General features: G+C 38.3%; 14 protein-coding genes. 10 read left to right on the top strand and 4 right to left on the bottom strand.

Annotation, left to right across the window (positions count from 1 at the left end; all coding sequences use genetic code 11):
- Positions 1–30: 30 nt before the first annotated feature.
- From ABH942_RS08985 to ABH942_RS08960, 6 genes are all read left to right on the top strand, one after another.
- Positions 31–1,611: an FMN-binding glutamate synthase family protein gene (locus tag ABH942_RS08985; RefSeq protein ID WP_370031211.1), complete on the top strand. Its 1,581-nt coding sequence runs from the start codon at positions 31–33 to the stop codon at positions 1,609–1,611.
- Positions 1,612–1,636: 25 nt separating this feature from the next.
- Positions 1,637–2,071 (top strand): acyl-CoA thioesterase, encoded by a 435-nt coding sequence (locus tag ABH942_RS08980; protein WP_370031210.1) that lies wholly within the window; start codon positions 1,637–1,639, stop codon positions 2,069–2,071.
- A 137-nt stretch (positions 2,072–2,208) separates the two neighbouring features.
- Entirely contained in the window at positions 2,209–3,189 is a 981-nt protein-coding gene (locus ABH942_RS08975; protein ID WP_370031208.1) for a carbon-nitrogen hydrolase family protein, read from the top strand.
- A 6-nt stretch (positions 3,190–3,195) separates the two neighbouring features.
- Positions 3,196–4,308 (top strand): cupin domain-containing protein, encoded by a 1,113-nt coding sequence (locus ABH942_RS08970; protein WP_370031206.1) that lies wholly within the window; start codon positions 3,196–3,198, stop codon positions 4,306–4,308.
- 53 nt (positions 4,309–4,361) lie between these two features.
- A complete protein-coding gene (locus ABH942_RS08965; protein WP_370031204.1) occupies positions 4,362–5,273 on the top strand; it encodes a fumarylacetoacetate hydrolase family protein in 912 nt (303 codons plus the stop codon).
- 174 nt (positions 5,274–5,447) lie between these two features.
- Positions 5,448–6,149 carry an Asp/Glu racemase gene (locus ABH942_RS08960; RefSeq protein ID WP_370031201.1) on the top strand — a complete coding sequence of 234 codons (702 nt, stop codon included), beginning with the start codon at positions 5,448–5,450 and terminating at the stop codon, positions 6,147–6,149.
- 232 nt (positions 6,150–6,381) lie between these two features.
- Here ABH942_RS08960 and ABH942_RS08955 read toward each other — a convergent pair whose 3' ends face one another.
- Positions 6,382–7,098, bottom strand: a complete 717-nt coding sequence (locus ABH942_RS08955) for a 3-ketoacyl-ACP reductase (protein WP_370031199.1) — start codon at positions 7,096–7,098, stop codon at positions 6,382–6,384.
- A 207-nt stretch (positions 7,099–7,305) separates the two neighbouring features.
- On the opposite strand from ABH942_RS08955, the gene ABH942_RS08950 reads away from it, so the two are divergent.
- Complete coding sequence (locus ABH942_RS08950; protein ID WP_370031197.1) at positions 7,306–7,827, top strand: thioredoxin family protein; 522 nt, start codon at positions 7,306–7,308, stop codon at positions 7,825–7,827.
- A 58-nt stretch (positions 7,828–7,885) separates the two neighbouring features.
- Here ABH942_RS08950 and ABH942_RS08945 read toward each other — a convergent pair whose 3' ends face one another.
- The 3 genes from ABH942_RS08945 to ABH942_RS08935 form a co-directional block, all read right to left on the bottom strand.
- Positions 7,886–10,120: a multicopper oxidase family protein gene (locus tag ABH942_RS08945; RefSeq protein ID WP_370031527.1), complete on the bottom strand. Its 2,235-nt coding sequence runs from the start codon at positions 10,118–10,120 to the stop codon at positions 7,886–7,888.
- Positions 10,121–10,179: 59 nt separating this feature from the next.
- Complete coding sequence (locus tag ABH942_RS08940) at positions 10,180–11,028, bottom strand: DUF3347 domain-containing protein (RefSeq protein ID WP_370031195.1); 849 nt, start codon at positions 11,026–11,028, stop codon at positions 10,180–10,182.
- A 72-nt stretch (positions 11,029–11,100) separates the two neighbouring features.
- Positions 11,101–11,457 carry a hypothetical protein gene (locus ABH942_RS08935; protein WP_370031193.1) on the bottom strand — a complete coding sequence of 119 codons (357 nt, stop codon included), beginning with the start codon at positions 11,455–11,457 and terminating at the stop codon, positions 11,101–11,103.
- Between the two features lie 295 nt (positions 11,458–11,752).
- On the opposite strand from ABH942_RS08935, the gene ABH942_RS08930 reads away from it, so the two are divergent.
- From ABH942_RS08930 to ABH942_RS08920, 3 genes are all read left to right on the top strand, one after another.
- Entirely contained in the window at positions 11,753–13,849 is a 2,097-nt protein-coding gene (locus ABH942_RS08930) for a glycoside hydrolase family 97 protein (protein WP_370031191.1), read from the top strand.
- A 128-nt stretch (positions 13,850–13,977) separates the two neighbouring features.
- Positions 13,978–14,778: a TIGR00266 family protein gene (locus ABH942_RS08925; protein WP_370031190.1), complete on the top strand. Its 801-nt coding sequence runs from the start codon at positions 13,978–13,980 to the stop codon at positions 14,776–14,778.
- 44 nt (positions 14,779–14,822) lie between these two features.
- Positions 14,823–15,278 (top strand): DUF2750 domain-containing protein, encoded by a 456-nt coding sequence (locus ABH942_RS08920; protein ID WP_370031188.1) that lies wholly within the window; start codon positions 14,823–14,825, stop codon positions 15,276–15,278.
- Positions 15,279–15,306 lie beyond the last annotated feature (28 nt).

Here is a 15,306-nt window from a genome sequence, read left to right as displayed (position 1 = left end):
GATAATTTCTTTTAAAAAACAAACAAACTAATGAGAAAAGTATTTGTAGTATTAAGCATCACGGTATTGGCCATCATCAGTATAATGACCTATATCAACTGGAAAGCCAGCTTCCTATTGCTAATATTCATCCCTTTGATAATCATGGGATTGTATGACATGTTCCAGTCCAAGAAAACAATCCGACGAAACTTCCCTCTTGTTGGAAGAATGCGCTACCTTTTAGAATCTCTAGGTCCGGGTGTGCGCCAGTACTTTATTGAAAAGGATCTTGATGGAAAGCCTTTCAACCGTTTAGAAAGAAGCCTTGTATACCAGCGAAGCAAAAAAGAGACCGATTCTAACCCGTTTGGTACACAATTAGACATTTACGAAATAGGCTACCAATGGATCAACCATAGTATCAAAGCCATTCCGTTCTCAAAGGTCGATAGTAATCCAAAAATTAAAATTGGATCTTCCCAATGTGAAAAGCCATACGATGCCAGTTTATATAATATCAGCGCTATGAGTTTTGGTTCCCTGAGCCGTAATGCGATACAGGCACTTAATTCAGGTGCGAAACAGGGTGGATTTTATCATAACACCGGTGAAGGAGGCCTTTCACCTTACCATCTGGAAGGCGGCGATGTAGTCTGGAACATTGGTACAGGTTATTTTAGCTGTCGTGATGAAAATGGTAATTTTTCTTATGAGCAATATGCTAAAAGAGCTGTTCTTGACAATGTAAAAATGATTGAGATTAAATTCTCACAAGGCGCTAAACCGGGACATGGTGGAATATTGCCAAAAGAAAAGGTAACCGATGAAATTGCAGCTATACGTCTGGTAAGTAAAGGAAAAGATATTCTTTCCCCACCTACCCACTCTGCTTTTTCAACTCCGTTAGAATTAATGGATTTTATCAAGTTATTGCGAAAAGGTTCTGGCGGAAAACCTATTGGTATGAAAATCTGTATTGGAAACAAATCGGAATTTATTTCCATTTGCAAAGCCATGGTAGAAACAAAAACATATTTTGATTTTATTACTGTTGATGGTGGCGAAGGCGGTACTGGTGCTGCTCCACAAGAATACTCTGATCACGTGGGTATGCCATTAAGAGATGCATTGGCCTTTGTATACGATTGTCTCGTTGGCTTTGGCGTTAAAGACCAAATCAAAATTATCTGTAGTGGCAAGATCATTACAGGTTTTGATATCATCAAGACGTTAGCTACCGGTGCTGATCTTTGCAATTCAGCCAGAGGAATGATGTTCGCTTTAGGCTGCATCCAGGCTTTAGAATGTCATGCTAACACTTGCCCTACGGGAGTTGCTACTCAAGACCCGAGATTGGTTAAAGGATTAGTACCGGAAGAAAAGAGTGTACGGGTAGCTCGCTTTCAACATGAAACGGTTAAAAGTGCTATGGAATTAATGGCTTCAGCGGGAATATCTCATCCAGATGAAGTTGACCGACATGTAGTTAGTATGAGAGTTGACCGAACCAAAATCCAGACATTTGCAGAAACCTATCCTGAGCTTGAAAATGGCAGCCTGCTAAATGAAAATACTGTTCCGGAAAACTTCATTTCTTTTTGGAGAAAAGCTACTGCTGCAAGTTTTTAAAATATCATAAAGCCTTTAAAAAAATATGAGCAATCACTTTATTAAAGAAGAAAAAATACGTTTCCAACACGTTGATTACGCCGGAATTGTTTTTTATCCTCGTTTTCTTGAAATGCTAAACGCCTTGGTGGAAGATTGGTTTGAAGAAGCCTTAGAACGTCCGTTTGCAACGATACATGAAACTAACGGCATCCCGACTGTCGATTTAAAAGTACAGTTTAAGAAAGCTGCCCGATTGGGAGAAATCCTAACCAAACATCTATGGGTAACTAATCTGGGAAGCGCCTCAATGGTTTGCGGTTTCCGTTTTGAAGACGAGCAAGGAAAAACCTGTCTTGAAGGCGAGGTTACGCTTGTGAATGTAGCTATCAGCAAAAACAGGGAAAGTATCAAATCCGAGCCTTTTAGTGAAGATATGAAACAAAAAATAACACCCTTTTTATCAGAAAACAGACTATAGATGATAGAGAATAGACAATTTAGATAGGTATAAATCATAAATCAAAGATCTAAAATCAAAAAATTAGGATATAGAGAAGTAAGAGCCAAAATCATAAATCCGAAATCATAAATCCGAAATCATAAATAATAAATAGAATGGAATTTCCAAAATTTAAAGCCGCTGCAGTACAAACATCCCCTGTATTTCTAAACGCACAGGCCACTACAGATAAAGCTGTAGCATTCATCAAGGAAGCTGCCGGAAACGGAGCCTCTCTTGTTGCTTTTCCTGAAGTTTTTATTGCGGGTTATCCGTATTGGAACTGGATTATGACTCCTGTACAAGGCAGCAAATGGTATGAAGTTTTATACAAATGTTCTATAACGACAGACGGTCCCGAAGTGCAACAACTGTGTCAGGCTGCCAAAGAACACAATGTGCATGTTGTTATAGGAATCAATGAAAGAGGAAATAGCTACGGAGAAATTTATAATACAAACCTGATTATAGACAATAACGGAGCACTTATTGGAAGACATCGAAAATTGGTACCTACTTGGGCTGAAAAACTTACATGGACAAGCGGTGATGGTTCTTCCTTAAAAGTATATCCTACTGAAATAGGTCCAATTGGGACATTAGCCTGTGGAGAAAACACAAATACTTTAGCCCGATTTACTTTGCTTTCGCAAGGCGAATTGATCCATATCGCTAATTATATTTCCTTGCCGGTAGCACCTCCCGATTATAATATGGCTGAAGCGATAAAGATACGGGCTGCTGCCCACTCTTTTGAAGGAAAACTGTTTACGATTGTTTCCTGTTCTACAATTTCACAAGAAATTATGGATGCTTTGAAAGAAGATGTGCCAAATGTTCAGGAATTGCTAACAAGAAAAAACTCTGCTTTCTCTGGAATAATAGGTCCTAACGGTGCTGTTGTTGGAGAACCGTTAATCGATGAAGAAGGAATCGTTTATGCTGATATTGATCTATCCAAATGCATCCAGCCAAAACAGATGCACGATATATTAGGTCATTACAACCGTTTCGATATTTTTGACCTTAGAGTAAATGTTGCACCAACAAGAAAGATTACCTTTATAGATAACCATGAAGAGTTTTCTAAAAAATAAAAAAATATGGAATCAAAATTCAACGACGACGTAATTGGAAGAGCCCGCGTTAAGGATACTCCTGAACTTGAGGCTTACTATAAAGAACTAGAAACACTTGGAGCTGGCGCCTTATGGACCGTAGCAAATGATATTGAACCTTGGGAACCTCGTACTTCTTCTGTTCCTATGCTTTGGAAATATGAAAACCTGAGGGAATTGGTACTCAAATCATCCGAACTGGTAACTCCGGAACAAGCCGGACGTCGTGTGGTTTATCTTGTAAATGACAAACGAAAGGATGTAAGCGCAGCCGTAGGCTGGCTATATACCGGCATACAGGTTACCCGTCCGGGAGAAAGCACATCGGCTCACCGCCATAAAGCTTCTGCGCTTCGTTTTATCATGGAAGGACAAGGTGGTTATACAGTCGTAGATGGCAACAAGATTACGTTTGAAGTCAATGATTTTGTAATTACACCTAACAGCACCTGGCACGAGCACGGTGTTGCAGCAGACGGAAAAACCTGTATCTGGCAGGATGGTCTGGATATTCCTTTGGTAAATGCCTTAGAAGCTAACGACTATGCCGTTTATGATGGAAAACAAGAATTAAAGTATCCGGTTAATTTTTCGCCATTAACTTATGGAGGATCAGGATTATTGCCTGCTGATAAAATTTGGGACAAACCCTATTCTCCTCTGTTCAAATATTCATGGAAGAATGTCTATCCTTCCCTATTAGAAGCTGCTCAGGTAAACGACGGCTCTCCTTATGACGGCATATTAATGCATTATTCCAATCCGGTAACCGGCGGACATGTCATGCAGACTATGGGAGCATCGATGCAGTTGCTAAGAGCTGGCGAACATACAAAAGCGCACCAACACACTGGATCTTTTGTTTATCAATGTGCTAAAGGCAAAGGTTATTCTGTGATTAATGGAAAACGTTATGATTGGAAAGAAAGGGATATTTTTTGTGTTCCTTCCTGGGCCGTGCACGAACACGTAAATCTTTCAGAAACCGAAGATGCCTGCCTTTTTTCTTTTAACGACCTTCCGGTTATTGAATCTTTAGGATTATACCAAGAAAGAGCCTATGAAGAAAACGGAGGATTTCAGATAATTCAAAGTTAAAACCTGAAAGAAAAAAGAAAATACAACCATAAAAACCATAGCAATACAATAAAATGAAATTAGTTACTTTCACGCATAAAAATTCAGAACCAAAACTTGGGATTTTCAACAATGATACAGTTCTTGACCTTGAAGCGTTTTCGCACAAGCACAATGAAGAATTTCCAAAAACCATGTTGGAACTTATTGATCTTGGACTGGAAGAAGTAGGCAGAATTGCTGAAATAATAAAGACTTCTTCTGAAAATGCCATCGCTTCAGCTTCACTTCCTTTAAGCGAAATAAAGCTATTGGCACCGATTACTAAACCAAGAAAAAACATTATCGGAATTGGGCTGAATTATACGGAACACGTAGCAGAATCGGCAAGAACATTAGACACATCAAAAGATTTGCCGCAACAGCCGGTTATCTTCTCTAAACCGCCAACAGCTGTCATTGGTACAGACGAAGCTATCCTTCACAACACAAAACTGACGCAACAATTGGATTGGGAAGTTGAATTGGCAGTAATCATCAGCAAAAAAGGAAAATACATTGCCAAAGAAGATGCAATGGATTATGTTTTTGGTTATACGGTTATCAATGATATTAGTGCCAGAGATTGTCGTCGTGCGGGACAGTGGATTGTTTCTAAAGGACAAGATACTTTTGCTCCTATGGGACCAATTCTGGTTACCAAAGACGAAATCGAAGACCCGCATAATCTTAATTTATCACTAACGGTTAACGGTATTGAAAAGCAAAATTCAAATACAAAATACATGCTTTTCAGGATTCCGGATCTGATTAATGACTTAAGCACAGTATTTACGCTTGAAGCAGGCGACATTATCGCTACCGGAACACCAGCTGGTGTGGGCGCAGGAAGAAATCCTCAAGAATGGATGTGGGACGGCGATGTCGTTGAAGCTACCGTAGAAGGAATTGGAACGTTAGTTAATACGATTAAGAAAATTCAATAATTTTCGATTTAAGATTTTTGACTTTCGATTTACGATTTTAGATTTACGATTTTAGATTTTTGACTTTATACTTACGATTTAGGATTTCAGACTTTATACTTAACAACTTTAGACTTCATAACTACGATGAAAAAATATAAAATAGGCCAGATAGTTCCTTCTTCAAATATAACCATGGAAACTGAGATACCGGCTTTGTTCCGTTCCAGAGAAACTATCGCGCCAGAAAGATTTACCTTCCATTCCAGCAGAATGCGAATGAAAAAGGTAACCAAAGAAGAATTGGAGGCTATGGATGCCATGAGCTTGAAATGCGCACAAGAACTTTCAGATGCTCAAGTAGACGTGATGGGCTATGCCTGTCTTGTTGCTATTATGAGTATGGGACGTGGCTATCACTGTGTTTCGGAAACCAATCTGCATGAAGAAACTGTCAATAATGGTTTCCCTACTCCAATCGTGACCAGTGCTGGCGCATTAATCAACGGACTAAAAGTTTTGGGAGCGAAAAAAGTAGCTGTCATTACGCCTTATATGAAACCGCTAACACAGTTAGTTGTAGATTATATCGAGCATCAGGGATTTGAAGTCGTTGATTTTGTAGCTTTAGAAATACCAGACAATCTGGAAGTAGCTGCACAAGATTCGATGAATCTTTTAGAGATTTACAAACGACTAAACCTGAAAGATGCGGATGTTCTTGTTGCCTCTGCCTGTGTACAAATGCCATCCCTGGAAGCTGTAGACTTGCTTGAAAAGGAAATAGGGATTCCAGTTACGACAGCTGCCATCTGTACGACTTATGAAATGATGAAAAAGTTAGGGTTGGATACAAAAGTGCCAATTGGTGGCGAATTGCTTAGCGGAAAATATTAATTAATTCTGTCTTAAAATAGAAACAAACCCGAAAAGAAATAGCTAACTTTAAGCAAAACCTTAAACCAAAAGCTATGAACGGATTCTTTAAAACACTACTAGCAGGATGGGGAGCCAAGAAGCTCGGAGGCGGATGCCTAGGTACCATCATTCTATTTTTTATAATCTATTGGCTGTTAGGCTATCTTTAGAAATAATAAATCCCCTCAATTGAGGGGATTTTATTTTTTGTTTAAGGATTTGTAGACCAAAGCGATGCTGATTTAAGCAATGCCCTTCTATTCAGTTTTAACTGGGCAACAACCAATTCTGCAAAATCTTCGGGTTGTAAAACCTTATCAGGATTGCCATCTGTAAGATTCAAAGAAAGTGACATTTCCGAAGCTATTGTACTTGGCATCAAAGCTGAAACCCTAATATTATGTTTTCTCACTTCCATCATCAATGCTTCCGACAACCCGGCTACCGCAAATTTTGATGCCGTATAGGCTGTTGTATTTGCATTACCACGAAGTCCGGCAGTTGAAGAAACATTAATAATATCTCCCGTATTTCTGGCAATCATTCCCGGAAGTACCTCATAAGTTACATTATAGATTCCCATAACGTTTACATTTAGAATTTCCTGCCATCTTGATGGTTCCATTTCTAAAAAACTCCCAAAAGAAGCTGTTCCAGCGTTATTGATAAGTATATCGATGGCCCCAAATGCTTCGTGGATATAGGCAATTCCTTTTTTCGTCGCTTCAAAATCGGCTACATCAAAAACAGAATAGATTGCCTTTACACCATAGGCTTGCAATTCGGCTATAGTTTCCAAAAAAGCCTGTTCATTTCTTCCTGTAATAGCAATATCTACACCTTCTGCGGCTAGGGCTAATGCTGTAGCTTTTCCTAAACCACGGCTTCCTCCTGTTATCAATGCTTTTCTTCCTTGTAATTGTTCCATTTCGGTATGTTTGTTTTAGGTTGTATAAAATACAAAGTTAGGCATCCCTATCTTGATGGCACGGTTTTTAACTTTTTGTTCAGCTAATTCATAGGATTTATTTATTGTCTATAATGTAAGGAAATATAAAAACGAATCGTTAAGTTTGTTATATGCATTTATTGTTATAAATCATTTCACTAACTCTCAAAAATAACTTTTAAAGCAATGAAATTAAGATCACTGTTACTCTGTCTGCTTTTTATTGGTGCCATAACCCAGACATCGGCACAAGAAAGCGCTGATAAAATCATGGAAAAAGCTTTTGCTCAAGCAAAAAAAGAAAAGAAAAATGTTTTTGTAATGTATCATGCTTCCTGGTGCAAATGGTGCAAGAAGATGGAAAGCAATATGGAAACGGAAACTGTCAAGCCTTTTTTTGACAAAAACTATGTAACAACGTTTTTAGTTGTACAGGAAAGCAAAGCCAATAAAAACCTTGAAAATCCGGGCGCTGATGATATTTTAAAAAAATACAAAGCAGATAACAGCGGTATTCCTTTCTGGCAGATTTATGACGCCAATGGCAATTTGCTGGCAGATTCATTTAATGCTAAAGGTGAAAATTTGGGCTGTCCGGCTACTGTTGAAGAAGTAGCAGAATTTACTGATAAACTGAAAAAAACGTCAAAACTAACTGAAAAAGACCGTAAGAAAATTGAGGAAGCATTCGTGCTTAAGAAAAAATAAGATAGATAGAGAAAAATAAAAGGCTTCCAAAATTGGAAGCCTTTTATTTTTAGGTCAATTAGTAATTGAGTACAAAACCTACACCAAAACCCATATCACTGTCATAATGCGTACGGATACCCATATTTTTATTGAGCACATATCTCAGGTCTACCATATATTCCAAATCTGTATTAGCCATAAAACCTGCGCGTAATCTTTTTGAAATCGGGATATCTTCTCGCATTAACTGCAAACGGACAATACCATCATGATATACCTCTGTCTGAAAATTAACCAGCATAGGCAGCGTATACATAAATCCTAAACTCACCGCACTTCGGCTGTCCTTTTTATTTTTTTGCCCGAATATGTTCTTTTCATGTTCATCCTCTCCCATCCTTCTATAACGCCAGTCAAAACCAATAAAAGGCATAAACCATTGCATTTTTCCAATAAATCGGCCTAAATGGGTTTCTACTTCATAACCATGCATATCATTGTAACCTAACCGCCATTCTGTTCCCAACGACCATCTTGCATTCTGAAACATGGCTTCTCCATCGTTACCATTGGTTGCAAAATCATTTTGCGCCATAAAATGCGGCATATTGCTTTCTTTCTGTAGCATTTTATAGGCTTTCTCTTTATTTGGAAGTAAAGGATTATCATAGTCACCAACAGCAAAAACACGATTCATTCCAGCCATCATATGATATAAAATATGACAGTGAAAGAACCAATCACCCTCTTCATTAGCAAGGAATTCAATAGTATTGGTTTCCATTGGCATGATATCCATTACATTTTTGAGTGGTGCGTTTTCTCCTTTGCCATTAATTATCCTGAAATCAAAACCATGCAAGTGCATCGGGTGACGCATCATCGAATTATTATAGATGGTGATACGCAATATTTCTCCTTTCTTTACTGGAATCTTGTCTGTTTCCGAAAGAACTTTATTGTCCATACTCCAAACATACCGGTTCATATTCCCAGTTAATGTAAATTTCAATTCTTTTACAGGAGCTTCTTTTGGGAGAACCGTATTGTGAGGCGATTTCAACATGGCGTAATTTAGAGTTACTATATCACCTAAAGCATTTGCATTGTAACGATTTGGATCTTCTTCCATATTCATTCCGTTCTGACTATGATCCGTTTTTTGCTTGGTATCTTTTTGTTTGGCATCGCCTGTAATTTCAGGATACATAACCACATTCATATCCATTTGGTTTAGGCTCATACTCATTCCCATATCATCCAGGTCACCATTCATTTTCATCATGTCATTCATCATCTTCATTCCCTCAAAATACTTTAATCTGGGAAGTGGAGAAATAAGCTGCTTGACGCCGTTTCCGATAAAATAACTTGCTGATTGTGTCCTGTCTTCTGTAGTTGCTAAAAACTCATATGAAAGTCCTTCTTCTGGAATGGTAACAACCACATCATATGTTTCTGATACAGCAATTATCAACCTGTCAACTTCTACGGGTTCAACATCGTTACCATCACTAGCCACAACCGTTATCTTGCCTCCGGCATAACGAAGCCAAAAATAAGATGATGCTCCGCCGTTTGAAATACGCAGTCTTACTTTATCACCGGCTTTTAACTGTCTTCCATCAACACTTTTTAAATCAGTAGAATTGACACCATTAATTAATATCTTATCATAATAAACATCGCTCACATCCATAGCAAGCATACGCTTCCACTCATTTTTGATTTTGGTTTTGAAATGGCCTTCCCGTATGGCTTCAACATAAGATTGTGTCGCTCCTTTTTTTATAGCAGCCCAATCGTTCGCATTATGAAGCATTCTGTCTACGTTATCCGGATTGAGATTCGTCCATTCACTTAAAACTATCGGAACGGTTGGAAGATCATCAATACCTTTTCGGAACGTTTTATCATCTTCACGCTTCTTCATCACAAAATTACCATACATTCCAATCTGTTCTTGCAAACCAGAATGAGAATGGTACCAATGCGTACCGTTCTGTATAATTGGAAAACGATACGTATATACAGCACCGGGCGCAATAGGTTCTTGTGTCAGAAAAGGCACACCATCTTCCTTGTTTGGTAAAAACACGCCGTGCCAATGGAGCGATGTGCTTTCTTTTAACTGATTATGCACTACAATTTCGGCTATATCACCTTCAGTAAACGTAAGAGTTGGCATTGGAATTTGCCCGTTTACGGCTATAGCTCTTTTTTCTTTACCTGCGTAGTTAACAAGTGTATCTTTTACGTATAGGTCGTAACGCACTACTTTTTGTGCCTGCATACTGCCTGCTGTTAGCATTACTAACAGCAGCAGAAATTTAGCAGGATTATAGTTCTTTATATTCATTATCTCCCTTTTTACTTTATCGTTTCAACTGTCTTTCCACAAGTCAGCATCTGCGAACCATAATAAGGGTTCTTAACTGCATTTTCCTTGCTTAGCCAGTTTGCTCCTTTGCCATCATTTGCCATAGGACAGAATTGATAATAGACAGGGACTTCATATTTTGAAACTTTGAGCAATTCGTAAATGCTTTTTGACAAGGTTATAAAGTGATCTCTTTGGTGTTTTGCATCTGTAGTTTCTGAAATATGCTCTGCATCACCTTTCAGATCATTTAATACTTTCATCCAAACATTATGTTCGTCAGTTTTTAGCTCGTTCATTTTTACTGCATTAACGGCTTTCACCAAACCTTTCGCTTTCTCAGAAGCTAATTTTCCATCGGTTTTTACCAAGGCATCTTTTACGTCAAAATAATTGTCAAAAACAGCTTTAAGCTGACTTTGTTCCTTTTCTGATATTGCTGCAGTAGTATGACCTGAATGTCCGGCATCTGCCATTTCTGTTTTAGCAGCCGTTTTTACAGCACGATCATATTGGCAGCATTCCGGTAATTTGGCATAAACATCATCCGGTGCACGGAAAGTATCGCTGTCATATCCTGCAAGAGCAATGCTTTTTAAAATCTCGTCCAGACTGGTTGCTTTCTGATCATAGGCAATAGAAGCCATCTTGGTATCTTTATTCCATTCTACTTTAGCAATCTTCTTCACATTTCCTGCTTTTTCAATAGTGCTTTTACACATATTGCAATTGCCGTAGATTTTTACGTTTTCTTTTTTCTCGTTTTTGATTTGTGCCTCGCAGGCAGTAAATATAAATAGCATGGCAAGTGTTGCCATTATTTTAGATAATGATTTCATGGTAATTGTTTTAGGTATAATATAAACTAAATATTCTCAATTAGACAGACTTATGGCTGTCACAAAATAATCTTAGCCTATTTTAGGAGGTTGCCAGATGGAATGAAAACCTGAAGCAAAGTCTGCTTCAGTATGATAAAATTCCAATCTTTTTTCTGTTGAAGGAAACAGATTGTTTGCAAATTCCTGATACATAAAAACTACCGCATTTACAGATGAAACAGGACAAACGCAGGAAGTATTTTTACACTTTCCTTTGCAACTATGTGAGCTGTCTTTATTCTCACAACAAGTATCCTTATGTTTCTTAGAAGTAGTGATTTCTTTAGTGCAGTTTTTTTTCTGAGAAGTCTTGCCGCAGGCCAATGAAGACTCAGGCATCATAAAGATCCCGAGCATAACCAATAGCATAAAATATAATTTTCTCATTTTCTACAGAAAAACTAAGTTCAAAATTATAGATTTATTTTGAGTTCTTCACTAAGTATTTGTTAAAACAATTTTAGAAAAATGCTTTTTGCTTATTTTTTCACGGCTTTTAAGACAAGATTGATAAAAATAAGCTACTCAGCACTATTAAGGCCTAATTTATTTGAATTTATAGTATTTTTGGCAAGAACATACTATCCTATAGGCTCTCAGTTTATCATATACTTAGTGAGGAAGTTTTGAAGAACGTTTTTAGAGACTTGAGAATTTACTATTATTAATAAACGAAAATCTTATGAAAAGACTATTGTCTGCCTTTTTCCTTATGGCATATGCTGTCATAAATGCCCAACAGATTACGTCTCCCGACCAAAATCTTGAATTAAAATTTGGACTTTCTTCTAAAGGAGAACCTACTTACGAGCTTACTTACAAGAAAAAAGCGGTTATCAAGACCAGCAAATTAGGTCTTGAACTAAAAAATGGCACTTCATTTCTGGATGGTTTCCAGATTGACAAAACCGAAAAAAATACTTTTGATGAAACCTGGAGTCCAATACTCGGAGAGCAAAAAAACATCCGTAACCATTATAACGAGCTTTTGGTTACAGTGAGCCAGAAAGCGGCAAACGGCCGGTATATTAAGATCCGTTTCCGTTTATTCAATGACGGGCTTGGATTCCGATATGAATTTCCGGAACAGAAAAATCTGAACTATTTCGTTATTAAGGAAGAGAAAACCCAATTTGCTTTGGCTGGAGATCACAAAGCCTTTTGGCTTCCTGGCGACTATGATACTCAGGAATATAGTACCGTAACTTCAAATCTTTCCGAAGTGAGGGGAAAGATGAAAGCTGCCGTTACTCCAAATGCTTCACAGACAACCTTCTCTCCTACCGGATTGCAGACGCCACTGATGATGAAAAGCAAAGACGGATTGTATATCAATATCCACGAGGCTTCTTTAGTCAACTATTCCTGTATGTCATTGAATCTTGACGACAGCAATATGATATTAGAATCATGGCTAACGCCAGATGCAATTGGTGACAAAGGTTATCTTCAGGCTCCAACGCAATCACCATGGAGAACAATTGTAGTAAGCGACAAAGCGGCCGATATCCTGGCTTCTAAATTAATCCTTAACCTGAACGAACCGACACAATATAAAGATGTTTCCTGGATTAAGCCTGTGAAATATGTAGGTGTTTGGTGGGAAATGATTACCGGGAAAAGCTCATGGGCGTACACCGATTTAGAAAGTGTACAATTAGGCATAACCGATTATTCCAAGACCAAACCTAATGGAAAACACGCTGCAAACACGGCTCATGTAAAAGAATATATTGATTTTGCTTCCAAACATGGTTTTGATGCCGTGCTTGTGGAAGGCTGGAACGAAGGTTGGGAAGACTGGTTTGGCAAATCCAAAGATTATGTTTTTGATTTTGTAACACCTTATCCTGATTTTGATGTAAAAGAGCTTCACCGTTATGCAGCATCCAAAGGCGTAAAAATGATGATGCACCATGAAACGTCAGGTTCTGTGACTAACTATGAGCGCCATATGGACAAAGCCTATCAGTTTATGGTTGATAATGGTTACAATTCTGTCAAAAGCGGCTATGTTGGAGATATTATTCCAAGAGGTGAATTCCATTACAGCCAGTCAATGATTGACCACTATCTGTATGCTATCAAAAAAGCAGCCGAATACAAAATTATGGTCAATGCTCACGAAGCGGTACGTCCAACCGGATTAAGTCGAACGTATCCAAACCTGATTGGTAATGAATCTGCAAGAGGAACCGAATATGAATCGTTTGGAGGAAACAATCCTGACCACACAACCATTCTGCCTTTTACACGTTTGATGGGCGGTCCTATGGATTATACACCGGGTATTTTCCAAACCAAAATCAGTGCTTATAATCCTGAGAATAACTCTTTCGTACATACAACATTAACAAAACAATTGGCTCTGTATGTAACGCTATACAGTCCGTTGCAAATGGCTGCTGATCTTCCGGAAACCTACAACAAATTTCTTGATGCTTTCCAATTCATCAAAGATGTAGCTGTTGATTGGGACGATACCTATATTTTGGAAGCTGAACCTGGCGACTATATCACGATTGCCCGTAAAGCAAAAGGTAAAAACGAATGGTTTGTAGGTGGAATTTCGGATGAAAATCCAAGAACTGCTGAAGTTACTTTCGATTATCTTCCAAAAGGAAAAACGTATACGGCTACTATTTATGCCGATGGAAAAGATGCCAGTTATGACAAAAATCCACAAAGCTACACGATACGAACCGTTAAGGTGACTTCAAAAACAAAGCTGAAACAGCCAATCGCGCCAGGCGGCGGTTTTGCAATCAGTATTAAATAAACTTATAGTTTAAAAAGGAGCAAGTTGATTTTGCTCCTTTTTTTATACCTTTAATTATCGGCGAATCTATTGTAACATTTTTACGACAAATTCTACCAATAACTATCAAATCAAAAAACTATACAATAATGACATCACACGAAATTGACTATCAGATTTATGGCGAAGAAATGCAGTATGTGGAAATTGAATTAGATCCACAAGAAGCAGTAGTGGCAGAAGCAGGAAGCTTTATGATGATGGATAACGGCATTACAATGGACACTATTTTTGGCGACGGTTCCAACCAAACCCAAGGCGTTATGGGCAAGCTGTTTTCTGCAGGAAAAAGACTTCTCACAGGCGAGAGTCTTTTTATGACAGTATTTCTCAACCAATATCACGGAAAACGCAAAATAAGCTTTGCTTCACCCTATCCTGGTAAAATTGTACCTATTGACCTGACAGAATATGGCGGACGTTTTATCTGCCAGAAAGATGCTTTTCTTTGTGCTGCAAAAGGCGTTACTCTTGGTATTGAGTTTTCTCGAAAACTAGGACGTGGATTGTTTGGCGGTGAAGGTTTTATTATGCAAAAACTGGAAGGCGACGGAATGGCTTTCGTCCATGCAGGAGGAACATTGGCTCGAAAAGAACTGGCTCAAGGCGAAGTCCTTAAAGTAGATACGGGCTGTATTGTTGGATTTACTCAAAATGTTGACTATGACATTCAATTCGTTGGCGGTATCAAGAATACTATTTTTGGTGGTGAAGGACTATTTTACGCTACTTTGACCGGACCTGGAATTGTTTATATCCAATCACTTCCTTTCAGCAGGTTGGCTGGAAGAGTTTGGGCTGCAGCACCTCAGGGCGGTGGAAAAAACAGAGATGAAGGAAGTATTTTAGGAGGTATCGGAAATCTTTTAGACGGAGATAACAAGTTTTAGAATCCTGCAAAATTGCTACATTTACGCTTATTAAATATCACATCATGATTCAGGATATATTGCAGCTGCAACAGCGCCATGAAAATTTTATTAAAAAGATCTGCCAGACAGAAAAGGTATTCGGGCTTGAAAACAACATTGGGTTTGCCACACTCGATTCTACAAATTATGAGGACGAAAACGGAAAACCCATGCCGGTCATGTGTTTCTGGTCTGACCGAGATGGAGCCGCTGCCTGTGCCAAAGACAAATGGAAATCCTATAACCCTGCTGAAATAAAACTATCCGATTTTATTGAAGAATGGTGTGTTGGAATGTATAACGAAGGACTTTTGACAGGTACTGATTTTGACGAAAACAAACAAGGCAACGAATCGGATGCTTTAGAATTGTTATTGGAAATCACTGCCGAACTCGAAGCATTGGGGAAAGAACTCGAATTTAAAAAATTTGAAAGCCTTGCCGACCTGGAGGAACAAATCCGTGAAATTTTAGAATAAGCCGAAATAATTCCATCAATCAAAATCA

It is taken from the genome of Flavobacterium sp. 28YEA47A (genome assembly GCF_041262125.1).
GTDB lineage: Bacteria > Bacteroidota > Bacteroidia > Flavobacteriales > Flavobacteriaceae > Flavobacterium.
The sequence above is the reverse complement of the archived record's forward strand: the minus strand, read 5'-3'. Positions and strand labels throughout refer to the sequence as shown.